The organism is Burkholderia sp. AU15512 (assembly GCF_002223325.1).
Classification (GTDB): Bacteria; Pseudomonadota; Gammaproteobacteria; order Burkholderiales; family Burkholderiaceae; genus Burkholderia.
The window spans coordinates 407,510-422,076 of sequence record NZ_NKEX01000003.1 but is presented as its reverse complement, the minus strand read 5'-3'; the positions used below and the strand labels follow the sequence as shown (position 1 = coordinate 422,076).

Sequence of the window (14,567 nt, the reverse complement as noted above, 5' to 3'; positions counted from 1 at the left end):
TTTCGATTCATGCGCACCCTCGACAAACGCATTGCCCCGAACGTGAAACTCGCCGCGTCGCTCGTCGCGCGCGCGCCGACGCTCACGCTCGCCTATGACGCCCGCTGCAAGAGCCGCCTCGTGGCGACGCTCGACACCGGCGAGGACGTCGCGGTCGTGCTGCCGCGCGGCACGATCCTGCGCGACGGCGACGTGCTCGTCGCCGACGACGGCGCGCTCGTGCGCGTCGCCGCGGCGCCCGAGACCGTGCTGCGCGTGCGCGCCGCCGACCCGCTCACGCTGATGCGCGCCGCGTACCACCTCGGCAACCGTCACACGCCGGTCGAGATCGGCGACGGCTACCTGAAGCTCGAAGCCGACCCGGTGCTCGCGGACATGCTGCGCCGGCTCGGCACGCAGGTCGAGGAGACCCTTGCGCCGTTCCAGCCGGAAGCCGGTGCGTACGGCGGCGGCCACAAGCACGGGCACGACACGACCTTCGCCGAGGACTACGCGCTCGCGCAGCAGGTGTTCGGCGAGCATCACGGCCACGCGCATTCGCACGACCACGACCACGACCATCAGCATGGTCCCGGTTGCGCGCACGGCCACGGCCATGACCACCACTGAACTCGTCGCGCTGCTGCACCTTGCATCGCCGGCGCTGCCGATCGGCGCGTTCAGCTATTCGCAGGGGCTCGAAGCGGCGCTCGACGCGAACCTGATCCACGACGCCGATACCGCGCGCGACTGGATCGCGAGCGGCCTGACCGACGTGCTCGCGCACGGCGAGCTGCCGTTCCTCGCGCATCAACTCGCGCGCTGGCACGCGCACGACGCGCCGGCGCTCGTCGCCGAGAATGCGTGGTTCATCGCGAGCCGCGAATCGGCGGAACTGCGCCGTGAAACCGAACAGATGGGCTGGTCGCTCGCGCAGCTCTGCGCGTCGCTCGAATGGGGCGATGGCGCGCGCCGCGCGACGCTCGCGGCGATTGCGCCGATCGCGCTGCCCACCGCATTCGCGTACGCGGCCGCCGCGCACGACGCGAGCGCCGATGCGGTGCTCGCTGCTTATGCATTCGGCTGGGTCGAGAACCAGACCTCCGCCGCGCTGAAGGCCGTGCCGCTCGGCCAGCTCGCCGGGCAACGCATCATCGTCGCGCTGCGCGACGCGATCGACGCGGCCGTGCGCCGCGCGCTCGCGACGCCGCCCGACGCCGTCAACACGTTCGCGCCGCAGCTCGGCATCCTGTCCGCGCGGCACGAAACCCAGTATTCGCGGTTGTTCCGCTCCTGAACCCGACGCTACCCGCCATGAACGCACCTGCTCCCTCCTCCGCCCGCCGCACGAAGAAACTGCCGCCGCTGCGCGTCGGCATCGGCGGCCCCGTCGGCTCCGGCAAGACCACGCTGCTCGAAATGCTGTGCAAGGCGATGCGCGACCAATACGACCTCGTCGCGATCACCAACGACATCTATACGAAGGAGGATCAGCGGCTGCTGACGGTCGCGGGCGCGCTGCCCGAGGAGCGCATCATGGGCGTCGAGACGGGCGGCTGCCCGCATACGGCGATCCGCGAGGACGCGTCGATCAACCTCGAGGCCGTCGACCGGATGCTGTCGCGCTTTCCCGACGCCGACATCGTGTTCATCGAATCGGGCGGCGACAATCTCGCGGCGACCTTCAGCCCCGAGCTGTCGGACCTGACGATCTACGTGATCGACGTCGCGGGCGGCGAGAAGATTCCGCGCAAGGGCGGCCCCGGCATCACGAAGTCCGACCTGCTCGTGATCAACAAGACGGATCTCGCGCCGCTGGTCGGCGCGAACCTCGACGTGATGGCGTCCGACACGAAGAAGATGCGCGGCGAACGGCCTTACGTGATGACGAACCTGAAGGCGCTCGAAGGCGTCGCGGACGTGATCGCGTTCATCGAGAAGAAGGGTTTGCTGACGGTCTGAGCGACGTGGCGGCGCCTCGCGGTGCCGCCACGCGGGCTTCCGGCGGCATCGCGCCGCCCTCGTCTAGTCGTCGGACGGGTCCTGCACGTCCTGCAGCGCGCGCACGCCGCGTTCGGCGGGCGGCAACAGTGCCGCGAGCACGTCGACCGTGCGCGCGGTCGCGCCGCGGTGCCGCGATGCGAACGCCGCGCCGGCCGCGCCCATCGCGATGCGCCGCGCCTTGTCGGCGAACAGCGCGTCGAGCACGTGCGCGAGATCGAGCGGATCCTCGACCTGCAGCGCCGCACCAGCCGCGACCGCGTCGGCGGTCGCCTGCGTGAAGTTGAACACGTGCTTGCCGATCAGCACCGGCACGCCGACCGCGCATGCTTCGATCAGGTTCTGGCCGCCGAGCGGCAGCAGGCTGCCGCCGATGAACGCGATGTCGGCCGCCGCGTAATATGCGCCGAGCTCGCCCATCGAATCGCCGAGCAGCACCGTCACGTCATCCGGCAGCGGCTCGGCCGCCGGCCGGCCGGACGCGAGCGCGGCCTTGTCTGCCGCCCACGCCGAGCGTCGCACGCACTTGAGGCCGCTGCGCTCGACGAGCGCCTCGACCTCGGCGAAACGCTGCGGATGACGCGGCACGAGCACCAGCAACGCGCCGGGCGTGCGCATCGCCGCGAATGCGTCGAGCACCAGCGCCTCCTCGTTCTCGCGCGTGCTCGCGGCCACCCACACGGGCCGCGTGCCGATCGCCTCGCGCCACGCATGGCCGCGCGCCGCGAGCTCCGGGGGCGTCGTCATGTCGAACTTCAGGTTGCCGAGCACGGTCACGTTGCGCGCGCCGAGCGACGTCAGCCGCTCCGCATCGGCCGGGCTCTGCGCGAGCACGCGCGAGAAGCCGCCGAACACGTCGTGGGTCGCCGCGCCGAACTTCGATGCCCGCCGGAACGAACGCGCGGACATGCGCGCATTGGTCAGCACCAGCGGCACGTCCGCACGGCGGCACTCGTCGATCAGCGTCGGCCACACCTCGGTTTCCATCACGAGGCCGAGCGTCGGCCGCCACGCGCGCAGGAAACGCCGCACCGCGCCGGGCATGTCGTACGGCAGGTAGCAGCGCAGCACGCGATCGCCGAAGATCTGTTCGCCGGTCGCGCGGCCGCTCGGCGTCATGTGCGTGAGCAGGATGCGCGCATCGGGACGCGCGTGCATCAGCGCGTCGATCAGCGGCTGCGCCGCGCGCGTCTCGCCGACCGATACCGCATGCACCCAGACCAGCGGCGCACGGTCGTCGCGCGAGCGGCCGGCCACGTGGCCGAAGCGTTCGCCGATATGTTCGCGATAGCCGCGCTCCTTGCGCGAACGCACGTATAGCCGGATGACGGCGATCGGGGCGACGAGCCACCACAGCGCGCGATAGATCACCCTCAGCATGCCGCGTCCCTTGTCTTGCTTCGACGAAAATGCGCGCTCAAACCAGCGCCCTGCCCGTCAGGCGTTCGAGAATGCCGAGCGGCGCGCATTCGCGGCGCACCATCGCGTCGACCGGCAGGAAGAAGGTCTGTTCGAGCATGAACTGGCCGGACATCACAGCGTGCGAAGTCTGATCGGAGAAACATATCCACACGCAGCCCGGCGGAAACGGCATCGTCTCCTGCGGGCTCGTCTTCTGGTAGTCGAGATCGGCCTTCATGCTGTCGTGCAGGTTCAGCATCAGGTGGTCGTACGCGCTGCGCGGCGACTTCGTCACGTGCAGCAGGTTCAGCAGCCACGCGGCGCCCGGCAACTGCGGCTTGATGTGCGGCAGGAAGCGCTTCGCGACGTCCTCGAACGGCTCGCCGACGCGCCACACGCGCGGCACACCGGCCGGGTTCACGTTCGTGAACACGCGCAGGATGCGCTCGCCGTAGTTGGGCCGCGACGGGAACGCGTCGACGTGCAGGCGGCTGTCGTCCTTGCGCCACGACGTCTGGCGCGTCTCGACCTGCATCAGCCGCAGGCTCGTCGGTGCGACGCGCAGCTTGCCGCGGTATTCGGGAAAGAGGCCGTCGACGAGCGTGCCGGCCTGCTGCTGGAAGCGCGCGACGAGCGCGCGCACCGCCGACTGCGTGACGCTGTCGCCGAGCACGCCGGCGAGCGCGCCGCCGTTCGGCGCGAGGCTGATGTTCTTGCGTTTCGGGTCGGCGAGCGCCGGATCGAGCAGCGCTTCCTCGCCGCCCTCGATCGCGAAGCGCAGGTGCGGAAAATACAGCACCTTGCCTTCCTCGACGGCGGCCAGCAGCTGCTCGCGCGGCGCCGACAGGTTGTGTCCGCTCCAGTCGGCGGACGGGACTTCGATGATCTGGGATTCGCTCATGTTCGGTTCGCGTGGGTTCGCGCGTGTGACTGCGTTACAGGAGACCGAAGCCCGCGAGCGCCGACTTCACCTGCGCGATCGACGGGGGCTGCCCCGCCGTGCCGAGATTGACGACGTTCGGCGACCAGTAGCCGCCGGTCCGCCAGGCCGTCGCGAAATTGTACAGTTCGACCGTCGGACGCTTCAGCGCGGCCGCGATGTGAACCAGACCTGTATCAACCCCGACGGTGGCGGCCGCGCCGTCGATCAGCCCGACCACGGCCGGCAGCGACAGCCGCGGCGGTACGATCGCCGCCGCGCCGAACTCTTTCGCGAGGCGCTCGCTGGTCGCGCGCTCCGCATCGTTGCCCCACGGCAGCACGAGCGACGCGCCGCGCCGCACGAGCGCCTGGCCGAGTTCGATCCACGCGGCGTCCGGCCACTGTTTGTCGGCACGCGACGTCGCATGGACGAACACCACGTACGGCACCGGCAGGTTCAGCCCGAGCGCGGCCACCGCGAGCGCCGCCGCGCGCGTATCGAGGCCGAACTCGACCGGATCGGCCGGCGTCGGCACCGGGTCGCCCAGCGCGGCCGCGACGAGTTGCCGCGAGCGCTCGACGACGTGCGTGCGCGGCGCGATCGGCACGCGCTTGCGATAGAAGAAGCGCACGGGCCACTCGTAGCCGGCGCCGTCGGTGCGGTTGCCGAGCCCGACGAGCGGGCCACGCGCCCAGCTGGCGACCCAGGCCGTCTTGATGAGGCCCTGGCAGTCGATCACGAGGTCGTACTGCTCGGCCGCGAGGCGCTGGCGGAACGCGCGGATCTCGCGCCACGTGGCGCCCGAGAACGGCTTCTTGCGCCAGCGGCGCAGCGAGAACGGCAGCACGTTGCGCACGCCGTCGACGAGCTTGACCAGGTCGACGAAGCTTTCCTCGACGAGCCAGTCGATCTGCGCATCGGGATGGCGGCGCCGGATATCGGCGATCACCGGCATGTTGTGCACGACGTCGCCCAGCGACGACACGCGTACGATCAGGATCTTTTGCACGCTGAAAAAACGCCGGCAGGCAGCCGGCGACAAGCAGAAAGGGGGGATTTTATCGCGCCCGGGGGGCCAGACAGACAAAAAGCGGCCGCACGCCGGTAGCGTGCGCCGCTTTTCGGGGATGGCGCGACGATCGGACTCACCGTCGCGCCGTGGGCGGCCGGCAGGCCGCCGACGCTCAGAACGGCAGCTTGACGTCCGGCTTCGCGGCCGTCAGCACGCGGCGGAAGTCCTCCTGGATGCGCTTGAGCCCTTCCTGCGTCTCCGACTCGAAACGCATCACGACGACCGGCGTCGTGTTCGACGAGCGTGCGAGGCCGAAGCCGTCCGGGTACTCGACACGCAGGCCGTCGATCGTCACGACTTCCTCGGCGCCGTCGAACTTGGCCTCTTTCTGCAGCTTGTCGATCAGGCGGAAGTTCTCGCCTTCGTCGAGCCACAGCTGCAGTTCGGGCGTGCTCATCGCGTCAGGCAGCCCGTTCAGCAGCGCGCTCGGGTCGGCCGTCTTCGCGAGGATCTCGAGCAGGCGCGCGCCCGTGTAGAGACCGTCGTCGAAGCCGTACCAGCGATCCTTGAAGAACACGTGGCCGCTCATTTCACCGGCGAGCGGCGCACCCGTCTCGCGCAGCTTCGCCTTCACGAGCGAGTGGCCCGTCTTCCACATCAGCGGCTCGCCGCCCTTCGACTTCACCCATTGCGCGAGGTGGCGCGTGCACTTCACGTCATAGATGATCTGCGCGCCCGGGTTGCGCGACAGCACTTCTTCCGCGAACAGCATCAGCTGGCGGTCCGGATAGATGATCTTGCCGTCCTTCGTGACGACGCCGAGGCGGTCGCCGTCGCCGTCGAACGCGAAGCCGATCTCGGCGTCGGTGTCCTTCAGCGCCTGGATCACGTCCTGCAGGTTTTCCGGGTGGGCGGGATCGGGGTGGTGGTTCGGGAACGTGCCGTCGATGTCGGTGAAGCGCTCGACGAGCTCGCAGCCGAGCGCCTTGAACAGGCGCGTCGCGAGCGGGCCGGCCACGCCGTTGCCGGCGTCGACGACGAGCTTCATCGGGCGGGCCGGCTTGATGTCGCCGACGATGCGCGCGATGTATTGATCGGCCACGTCGAACTGTTCGTACGAGCCGCTGCCCGTCTCGAAACGCTCGTCGACGATGCGCTGGTACAGCGCCTGGATCTGCTCGCCGTAGATCGCGGCGCCGCGCAGCACCATCTTGAAGCCGTTGTAGTCGGGCGGGTTGTGGCTGCCCGTGACGACGATGCACGAATCGACGCGGCGCTCGCCGCCCTTCAGCGCGAGCGGGACGTTCGCCGCGAAATAGCCGACCGGCGTGGGCACCATGCCGACGTCGACGACGTCGACGCCCGCCGCACGCAGGCCGTCGGCCAGCGCGCCGACGAGGTCCGGCCCGGACAGGCGGCCGTCGCGCGCGACGACCACAGCATCGCCGCCCTGCGCACGCACTTCGCTGCCGAATGCCCGGCCGATCCCGCGTGCGGTGTCGGTGTCGAGCGTCTTGCCGACCACGCCACGAATGTCATATGCCTTGAAGATGGATTGGGAGATCATCGATTCTCTTCTCTCAGTTGCGTGCATGGAAAATTGTCTGGCTTGCCTGGCCGCCGCTCGCCGGTGCCGCGCATGATACAGGCTGGCCCGGCACGGCGTGAAACCGCTAGTGCGGAACGGCGGGAGCGACCGCGATCCCACTTATAATCGCGGGTTTTGATGACGCGCATGCCGCCCATTTTAATGCCTAGCCGCCCCGTCGCCGCCAACCTGCAGCCCCCGGGCGCCCTGCCGGCCGCCTCGCGCGCGCGCCGCTGCCGCGCATGCTGAAGCGCTTCGGCAACCCGGATGTCGCGAAGGCCGTCGCGAATCTCGTCTGGCTGGGGCTCGAACGGCTTACGCAGATCGGCGTCGCGATCGCGATCAGCGGCCTGCTGGCCCGTTATTTCGGGCCAGATGTGTTCGGCAAATGGCAGTATGCGAATACGCTCCTCCTCGTACTGGCGCCGCTCACCTGGGTGTGCGGCGCGGAAATCCTCGTCCCGACCATCGTCCAGCGCCCGCCCGCCCAGCTCGGCGCGGTGCTCGGCAGCGCATTCGCGCTGCGCATCGCCGTCTCCGTCGCCGCGCTCGTCGCGACCTGGATCGCGATCGCCGCGGGCGCCTTCGATCCGCTGGTCGGCGCGATGCTCGCGGGCCTCGCGGTCACGATGGTGTTCCGCGAGCCGTTCGTCGGCGTCATCAACGCGTGGCTGCAGAGCATGACCTACAGCAAGCCGCAGCTCGTCACCAGCATGGTCACCGCGCTGGTGAAGGCGCTGCTCGTCTGGCTGCTGGTTCGTGCGGCCGCGGGCCCCGCCCGCTTCGCGTGGCTGTGGGCGCTCGAAGCCGCCGCCATCGGCTTCGCGCTGCTGCTGTACTACCGGCATCGTAACGGCGGCGCGCTCGGCTGGACGTTCGACAAACCGCTGTTCAGGCACTTTGCGACGGCCGGCACCGTGTTCTGGCTCGGCCTCATCTGCATGTACCTGTTCCTGAAGCTCGACCGCCTGATGCTCGAGCGTCACGTGTCGTTCGCCGATCTCGGCCGCTACTCGGCCGCGCAGCAGCTCAACGAGAACTGGATCACGCTCGCGCTGATGCTCGCGCAGACGATCGCGCCCGCCTTCGTCTACCGCGTGCAGGACGTCGTGCGGCTGCGCCGCAACATCGTCCGGCTGATCGCGATGACGGCCGGCCTGATGACGGCCGGCGCGCTCGTGCTCGACGCCGCCGCCCCGCTGATCGTCGGCAAGGTGTTCGGCCACGGCTACGAGGCCTCGGTCGACATCTTCCGCTGGGCGGTCTGGCTGTCGGTGCCCGCCGGCATCGAGGCGATAGGCAATCTTATCGTTCTCAAATATCAAGCAAAATTCGTGTTGCTGTCGAAATGGCTGCTCGCGCTCGCGATCGCGGCGCTCGTCAACCTGTTCGCGATCCCGCGGCTCGGCCTGTACGGCGCGCTCGTCGGGCTGGCGGCCGGCTACCTGGCCGCCGCCGCCGTCAATTTTTATTACATCCGTTTCAAGCTCCGACCATGACGTCCCCTGATTGCCCGACCCCGCTCGACGACGTGGCCGTGCTGATGCCGGCCTACAACGGGCACGACGACGTCGTTCGGACCCTCGCGTCGTTTCGCGAGGACACGCCCGTGCACGTGCTGATCGTCGATGACGGCAGCACGCCGCCGATCGTCGCGCCCGATCTGCCCGGCCTCACGATCGACGTGCTGCGCATGCCGCAGAACGGCGGCATCGAGCGTGCGCTCGCGGCCGGCATCGACGCGCTCGCCGCGCGCGGCTTCCGCTATGCGGCGCGCATCGACGCGGGCGATCTGGCCGCGCCGCAGCGCCTCGCGAAGGAGCGCGCGTATCTCGGCGCCCACCCGCGCGTGGCCTGCGTCGGCATGTGGACGCAAGTCGTGTCCCGCGCCGGCGAGCCGCGCTTCATGCTGACCCCGCCCGCCGATCCGCGCACGCTGCGCCGCACGCGCTTCCTGCGCTCGCCGCTCGTGCATCCGTCGGTGATGCTGCGCATCGACGCCGTGCGTGAAGTGGGGAACTATCGGGCGAAATACCGTGCGGCCGAGGATCTCGATCTTTTTTTACGGTTAATGCAACGCTACGATTGCGCGAACCTGCCGGAACTCGGTCTCTATTACGAACTGAACGAGGGCGGGATCAGTGCGACCAAGCGCCGGCGCCAGCTGGTGTCGACGCTCACGCTGCTGTTGAGCCACTTCAACGCGCTGAACCCGTACGACTGGGCCGGCCTCGCCAAGAACCTGCTGCATTTCGTGACGCCGTACCGAACGTTGCAGCGGATCAAGCAGACGCTGTTCGCCGGGCGGCCGTCCGCCTGACGTACATCCGGCCCTTTCGGCAATTTCGACGCTTTATTTATTCTTTTTTTCATGTCCGCCACCTCCCCGCTGCGCATCGCGCTCGTCTGCAACACGGCCTGGGCGATCTACACGTATCGCCACGGGCTGATCCGTGCGCTCGTCGCGCGCGGCGCCGAGGTCATCGTCATTGCGCCGCACGACCGCACGGTGCCCTTGCTCGAGCAGATGGGCTGCCGCTACGTGGCGCTCGCGGTTGCCTCGAAAGGCACGAGCCCGCGCGAGGATCTCGGCACGCTCGCGGCACTCGTGCGTCACTACCGTGCGCTGAAGCCCGATCTCGTGTTCCATTACACGATCAAGCCGAACATCTACGGCTCGGTCGCCGCGTGGCTCGCACGCGTGCCGTCGATCGCGGTGACGACCGGGCTCGGCTACGTCTTCATCCAGAAGAGCCGCGCGGCAAGCGTCGCGAAGCGCCTGTACCGGTTCGCGTTCCGCTTCCCGCGTGAAGTGTGGTTCCTGAACCGCGACGATCTCGCGACCTTCACCGACGAACAGTTGCTCGCGCATCCCGATCGCGCGCGGCTGCTGCACGGCGAAGGCGTCGATCTCGAACAGTTCGCGCCGGTGCCGCTACCGGCCGGCGACGCACCCGTCTTCATCCTGATCGGCCGGCTGTTGTGGGACAAAGGCGTGCGCGAATACGTGGAAGCCGCGCGCATCGTGCGCGCGCGCTTCCCGAATGCGCGCTTCCAGTTGCTCGGGCCGCTCGGCGTCGACAATCCAAGCGCGATCGGCCACGCGGATGTCGATGCGTGGGCCGCCGAAGGCGTGATCGAATATCTCGGCGAAGCGCACGACGTGCGCCCGCACATCGCGGCGGCCGACTGCGTCGTGCTGCCGTCGTACCGCGAAGGCGTGCCGCGCACGCTGATGGAAGCGTCGGCGATGGGCCGCCCGATCGTCGCGACCGACGTGCCGGGCTGCCGCGACGTCGTCGCCGACGGCGAAACGGGGTTCCTGTGCCGCGTGCGCGACAGCGCGAGCCTCGCGGAGCAGTTGCTCCGCATGATCGAACTCGGAACGGCCGGACGCGACGCGATGGGCGCACGCGGCCGGCAAAAGGTCACGGCGGAATTCGACGAACAGCAGGTCGTCGAACGCTACCGGCGTACTATCCATTCGTTAACCGGTATCACCCTCTGAAGGAGCGCATCAGCAATGACCGCTAAAGGCACCATCCTCGTCACGGGCGGAGCGGGCTATATCGGCTCGCACACGACCGTCGAGTTGCTCGACAACGGCTACGACGTCGTGATCGTCGACAACCTCGTCAACAGCAACGCCGAATCCGTGCGGCGCATCACGCAGATCACGGGCAAGACGCCCGCGTTCCATCAGGTCGACGTGTGCGACGAAGCCGCGCTTGCAAAGGTGTTCGACGCGCACCCGATCACCGGCACGATCCATTTCGCGGCACTCAAGGCCGTCGGCGAATCGGTGGAGAAGCCGCTCGAGTACTACCAGAACAACATCGGCGGCCTGCTTGCCGTGCTCAAGGTGATGCGCGAGCGCAACGTCAGGCAGTTCGTGTTCAGCTCGTCCGCGACCGTATACGGCGTGCCAGAGCGCTCGCCGATCGACGAATCGTTCCCGCTGTCCGCGACGAACCCGTATGGCCAGTCGAAGCTGATCGCCGAGCAGATCCTGCGTGATCTTGAAGTCTCGGACCCGTCGTGGCGCATCGCCACGCTGCGCTACTTCAACCCGGTCGGCGCGCATTCGAGCGGGCTGATCGGCGAGGACCCGGCCGGCATCCCGAACAACCTGATGCCGTATGTCGCGCAGGTCGCGGTCGGCAAGCTGGAAAAGCTGCGCGTGTTCGGCTCCGACTACCCGACGCCGGACGGCACGGGCGTGCGCGACTACATCCACGTCGTCGATCTCGCGAAGGGGCACATCGCCGCGCTCGACGCGCTCGCGAAGCGCGACGCGAGCTTCGTCGTGAACCTCGGCACGGGCCAGGGCTACAGCGTGCTGGAAGTCGTGCGTGCGTTCGAGAAGGCGTCGGGCCGCCCGGTGCCGTACGAGCTCGTCGCGCGCCGCCCGGGCGACATCGGCGAGTGCTACGCGAACCCGCAGGCCGCGGCCGACATCATCGGCTGGCGCGCGACGCTCGGCATCGAAGAAATGTGTGCCGATCACTGGCGATGGCAGGAGGGGAACCCGCGCGGTTTTGTATAATCCGCTGTCCATTTTTCGAGCGATCCCATGCTCAGCTTCGCGTCCGGCTTCATCGTCTCCCTGCTCGTCACGCTGTTCATCGTGCGCTACGCGCACCTTCACGAGAAATTCTCGATCGACAGCGACCTGGCCGGCGTGCAGAAATTCCACGTGCGGCCCGTGCCGCGGGTCGGGGGCATCGGGATCCTCGCGGGCGTCGTCGTTGCCGCGCTGGTGCTGTCCCGGCGCTATCCGACGATCTCCGGCAGCATTCTCGGGATCGCTGCCTGCGGGCTGCCGGCCTTCCTGTCCGGCCTCGTCGAGGACCTGACCAAACGTGTGTCGCCGCGCGCGCGGCTGCTCTGCACGATGGGCGCGGCCGCACTGGCATTCTGGCTGCTGGGCATCGCGGTCAAGCGCATCAGCGTGCCGCCGCTCGATTTCCTGCTCGGCTACGTGGCCATCTCGGCGTTCATCACGGTGCTCGCGGTCGCGGCGCTTGCGAACGCGATCAACATCATCGACGGCTTCAACGGGCTCGCGTCGATGGTCAGCTTCATGATGTTCGCGTCGCTCGCGTATGTCGCGTTCCATGTGAACGACCCGGTCGTGATGTCCGCGTCGATCATCATGATGGGCGCCGTGCTCGGCTTCTTCCTGTGGAATTTCCCGGCCGGGCTGATCTTCCTCGGCGACGGCGGCGCGTATTTCATCGGCTTCATGCTCGCGGAGCTTGCGATCATGCTCGTGATGCGCAACCGCGAGGTGTCCGCGTGGTACCCGGTGCTGCTGTTCATGTACCCGATCTTCGAGACCTGCTTCTCGATCTACCGGAAGAAGTTCATTCGCGGGATGTCGCCCGGCATCCCGGACGGCGTGCACCTGCACATGCTCGTGTACAAGCGGCTGATGCGCTGGGCCGTCGGCACGAAGCACGCGCACGACCTGACGCGCCGCAATTCGCTGACGTCGCCGTACCTGTGGCTGCTGTGCCTCGTCGCGGTGATACCCGCGACGCTGTTCTGGCGGCACACGGTGCACCTGTTCGTGTTCGTCGTGCTGTTCGCGCTCACTTATGTGTGGCTGTATCTCAGCATCGTGCGGTTCCGCGTGCCGCGGTGGATGGTGGTGCGCAAACACCGGCCCAGTCGCTGAGCCGTTCTCGGCCCGGCATGAAAAAAGCGCCCTGCGGGGCGCTTTTCTTTTTGGCCGGCCGGCTGGTCGCTGCGTGGCGCAACCACACGGTCCTCAGCGTTCAGCGGTTCGACGCGACCCGTACGCTCTTCAGCGCCGGAACGGCAGCCGTTTGATACTCGGGCACCCAGCGGCGCAAGTCGCGCCGCACTTCGTCGTCGGGCAGGACACGATGCTGCATCAGCCACGGCAGCAGTTCGTCGAGGAAATTGTCCGGCACTTCTCGCGCCCGCGCGATCCGCAGCTTCGGATGCGGCGTGCGCGTCGTCGCCTCGTCGTCCGCCAGCAACTCCTCGTAGAGCTTCTCGCCGGGCCGCAGCCCGGTGAACTCGATCCGGATCTGCTCTTCCGAGAAACCGTACAGACGGATCAGGTCGCACGCCAGATCGACGATCTTCACCGGCTCGCCCATGTCGAGAATGAAGATCTCGCCGCCATGCCCCATGCTCGACGCCTGTAGCACCAGCTGCGACGCTTCCGGGATCGTCATGAAGAAACGCGTGATCTCGGGGTGCGTGACCGTGACCGGGCCGCCCTTCGCGATCTGCTGCTGGAACTTCGGGATCACGCTGCCCGCGCTGCCGAGCACGTTGCCGAATCGCACGGTCTCGAACTGCGTACGCCCGCTCGTCTGCTGCAGCGCCTGACAGGCCATTTCGGCGAGACGCTTGCTCGCGCCCATCACGTTGGTCGGATTGACGGCCTTGTCGGTCGAGATCAGAACGAAGTGACGCACATCGTGGCGAATCGCCGCGCGGGCCACGCGATAGGTGCCGAGCACATTGTTGCGCAGCGCCTGCCACGCGTTGTGCTCCTCCATCAGCGGCACGTGCTTGTAGGCGGCCGCATGGAACACGATGTGCGGCGCATGACGCGACATCACCTGGTCGAGCAGCAGCGAATCCTTTGCATCTCCGATGATCGGCACGACCGGTAGGTCCGGGAAGCGCTCGTGCAACTCCTCGGTCAGCCGGTACATCGCATACTCGGACAGGTCGAACGCAACGAGTTGCGCGGGCGCGAAGCGCAGGATCTGCCGGCAAAGCTCAGAGCCGATCGAGCCGCCCGCGCCGGTCACCATCACGACGCGGCCGCGCAGCAGCGCCTCGACGTGCGGCGTGTCGATCGTCACGGCATCCCGGCCGAGCAGATCCTCGAGATCGATGTTCCGCACCTGCGACAGGAAGCCCTGCCCCGGCATCAGCGCGGTCAGCGACGGCAGCACCATCGCCTTCACGCCGGCCCGCACGCACAGCGTCGCGACGCGACGCTGCGTCTCGACCGACGCCGATGGAATCGCGATGATCGCGTATTCGACCTTCATTGCGTCGGTCCAGTGCTTGAGGTCGTTGAACGAGCCCAGTACCTTGTAGCCGTAGATTTCGCGACCCTGCTTCGTGACGTCGTCGTCGAGCAGGCCGACGAGGCGCCACTCGCCCGAGCGTGAAAGTTCGCGTGCGAGGCTGGCGCCTGCCGTGCCGGCGCCGAGCACCAGCACTGGTTTGCCCTTCCCGACGAGCCCGCCGTACAGGTAGTATTCCTTCGTCGCGCGATAAAGCGCACGTGCGCCGCCCATCGCGAGGAACAGCATCAGCGGCGACACGAGCAGCACCGAGCGCGGGATGATCGGGTGTGGCTGGAACATCACGGCGCCGATCATCACGATCACGCCGCCGCCCACTACTGCTTTCGAGATACGCATCAGATCGGGCAGGCTCGCGAATACCCACAGCCCGCGATACAGGCCGAACCCGCGAAACATCAACGCGTAGACGGGCAGCACCCACGTGAGCGCCATCAGTGCGCCGCTCAGGAAATCATGCGGAACGCTGCCATTGAATCGAACGAGATACGCGAACAACCATGCGGCGGCGACCGCCGTCAGGTCAAACAGGAAAGCGCTCAGCGAAAGCCATGATGCTTTGGATCGCAACATCGGCAGGAA

13 protein-coding genes are annotated in these 14,567 nt (G+C 67.9%); 8 read left to right on the top strand and 5 right to left on the bottom strand.

All coding sequences use genetic code 11. The features are described from left to right. Window positions 1-9: 9 nt before the first annotated feature. From ureE to ureG, 3 genes are read left to right on the top strand one after another with little or no spacing between them, the layout of a single operon-like run. Complete coding sequence (gene ureE / locus CFB43_RS04420; protein WP_089494239.1) at window positions 10-609, top strand: urease accessory protein UreE; 600 nt, start codon at window positions 10-12, stop codon at window positions 607-609. Continuing rightward, on the top strand, window positions 596-1,276 hold the full coding sequence (locus CFB43_RS04415) for an urease accessory protein UreF (RefSeq protein ID WP_089495247.1): 681 nt from the start codon (window positions 596-598) through the stop codon (window positions 1,274-1,276). Before ureE ends, CFB43_RS04415 begins: the two co-directional genes overlap by 14 nt. A gap of 17 nt (window positions 1,277-1,293) precedes the next feature. Beyond that, the gene (gene ureG / locus CFB43_RS04410) at window positions 1,294-1,941 is read left to right on the top strand and encodes an urease accessory protein UreG (RefSeq protein ID WP_089455729.1); all 648 of its coding nucleotides are present in this window, start codon (window positions 1,294-1,296) and stop codon (window positions 1,939-1,941) included. 63 nt (window positions 1,942-2,004) lie between these two features. Here the strand turns inward: ureG and waaA are convergent, their stop codons facing one another. From waaA to CFB43_RS04390, 4 genes are all read right to left on the bottom strand, one after another. After that, the gene (gene waaA / locus CFB43_RS04405) at window positions 2,005-3,360 is read right to left on the bottom strand and encodes a lipid IV(A) 3-deoxy-D-manno-octulosonic acid transferase (protein WP_089494238.1); all 1,356 of its coding nucleotides are present in this window, start codon (window positions 3,358-3,360) and stop codon (window positions 2,005-2,007) included. A gap of 37 nt (window positions 3,361-3,397) precedes the next feature. After that, a complete protein-coding gene (locus CFB43_RS04400; RefSeq protein ID WP_089494237.1) occupies window positions 3,398-4,282 on the bottom strand; it encodes a Kdo hydroxylase family protein in 885 nt (294 codons plus the stop codon). 34 nt (window positions 4,283-4,316) lie between these two features. After that, the gene (gene waaC / locus CFB43_RS04395) at window positions 4,317-5,312 is read right to left on the bottom strand and encodes a lipopolysaccharide heptosyltransferase I (RefSeq protein WP_089494236.1); all 996 of its coding nucleotides are present in this window, start codon (window positions 5,310-5,312) and stop codon (window positions 4,317-4,319) included. A 175-nt stretch (window positions 5,313-5,487) separates the two neighbouring features. Next, window positions 5,488-6,882 (bottom strand): phosphomannomutase/phosphoglucomutase, encoded by a 1,395-nt coding sequence (locus CFB43_RS04390; RefSeq protein ID WP_089445078.1) that lies wholly within the window; start codon window positions 6,880-6,882, stop codon window positions 5,488-5,490. Window positions 6,883-7,145: 263 nt separating this feature from the next. Between CFB43_RS04390 and CFB43_RS04380 the strand changes: the two genes are divergently transcribed. Genes CFB43_RS04380 through CFB43_RS04360 form a run of 5 tightly spaced genes read left to right on the top strand, consistent with a single transcriptional unit; the run spans window position 7,146 to window position 12,583 of the window. After that, entirely contained in the window at window positions 7,146-8,402 is a 1,257-nt protein-coding gene (locus CFB43_RS04380; RefSeq protein WP_089494234.1) for a lipopolysaccharide biosynthesis protein, read from the top strand. Beyond that, complete coding sequence (locus CFB43_RS04375) at window positions 8,399-9,223, top strand: glycosyltransferase (protein WP_089494233.1); 825 nt, start codon at window positions 8,399-8,401, stop codon at window positions 9,221-9,223. Before CFB43_RS04380 ends, CFB43_RS04375 begins: the two co-directional genes overlap by 4 nt. 51 nt (window positions 9,224-9,274) lie before the next feature. Beyond that, on the top strand, window positions 9,275-10,411 hold the full coding sequence (locus CFB43_RS04370) for a glycosyltransferase family 4 protein (protein WP_089494232.1): 1,137 nt from the start codon (window positions 9,275-9,277) through the stop codon (window positions 10,409-10,411). 15 nt (window positions 10,412-10,426) lie between these two features. Beyond that, window positions 10,427-11,449, top strand: a complete 1,023-nt coding sequence (gene galE / locus CFB43_RS04365; RefSeq protein ID WP_089494231.1) for a UDP-glucose 4-epimerase GalE — start codon at window positions 10,427-10,429, stop codon at window positions 11,447-11,449. A 27-nt stretch (window positions 11,450-11,476) separates the two neighbouring features. After that, window positions 11,477-12,583 carry an MraY family glycosyltransferase gene (locus CFB43_RS04360; protein ID WP_089494230.1) on the top strand — a complete coding sequence of 369 codons (1,107 nt, stop codon included), beginning with the start codon at window positions 11,477-11,479 and terminating at the stop codon, window positions 12,581-12,583. Between the two features lie 100 nt (window positions 12,584-12,683). On the opposite strand, the gene CFB43_RS04355 is transcribed toward CFB43_RS04360, so the two are convergent. After that, on the bottom strand, window positions 12,684-14,558 hold the full coding sequence (locus CFB43_RS04355) for a polysaccharide biosynthesis protein (protein ID WP_089494229.1): 1,875 nt from the start codon (window positions 14,556-14,558) through the stop codon (window positions 12,684-12,686). Window positions 14,559-14,567: the final 9 nt, after the last annotated feature.

What these genes read in the sequence shown, in the direction of transcription:
- ureG (WP_089455729.1), top strand. Translation starts at nt 1,294, where the DNA reads ATGAACGCACCTGCTCCCTCCTCCGCCCGCCGCACGAAGAAACTGCCG.
- ureE (WP_089494239.1), top strand. Translation starts at nt 10, where the DNA reads ATGCGCACCCTCGACAAACGCATTGCCCCGAACGTGAAACTCGCCGCG.
- waaA (WP_089494238.1), bottom strand. Translation starts at nt 3,360, where the DNA reads ATGCTGAGGGTGATCTATCGCGCGCTGTGGTGGCTCGTCGCCCCGATC.
- CFB43_RS04390 (WP_089445078.1), bottom strand. Translation starts at nt 6,882, where the DNA reads ATGATCTCCCAATCCATCTTCAAGGCATATGACATTCGTGGCGTGGTC.
- galE (WP_089494231.1), top strand. Translation starts at nt 10,427, where the DNA reads ATGACCGCTAAAGGCACCATCCTCGTCACGGGCGGAGCGGGCTATATC.
- CFB43_RS04370 (WP_089494232.1), top strand. Translation starts at nt 9,275, where the DNA reads ATGTCCGCCACCTCCCCGCTGCGCATCGCGCTCGTCTGCAACACGGCC.
- CFB43_RS04360 (WP_089494230.1), top strand. Translation starts at nt 11,477, where the DNA reads ATGCTCAGCTTCGCGTCCGGCTTCATCGTCTCCCTGCTCGTCACGCTG.
- CFB43_RS04415 (WP_089495247.1), top strand. Translation starts at nt 596, where the DNA reads ATGACCACCACTGAACTCGTCGCGCTGCTGCACCTTGCATCGCCGGCG.
- CFB43_RS04375 (WP_089494233.1), top strand. Translation starts at nt 8,399, where the DNA reads ATGACGTCCCCTGATTGCCCGACCCCGCTCGACGACGTGGCCGTGCTG.
- CFB43_RS04400 (WP_089494237.1), bottom strand. Translation starts at nt 4,282, where the DNA reads ATGAGCGAATCCCAGATCATCGAAGTCCCGTCCGCCGACTGGAGCGGA.
- CFB43_RS04380 (WP_089494234.1), top strand. Translation starts at nt 7,146, where the DNA reads ATGCTGAAGCGCTTCGGCAACCCGGATGTCGCGAAGGCCGTCGCGAAT.
- CFB43_RS04355 (WP_089494229.1), bottom strand. Translation starts at nt 14,558, where the DNA reads ATGTTGCGATCCAAAGCATCATGGCTTTCGCTGAGCGCTTTCCTGTTT.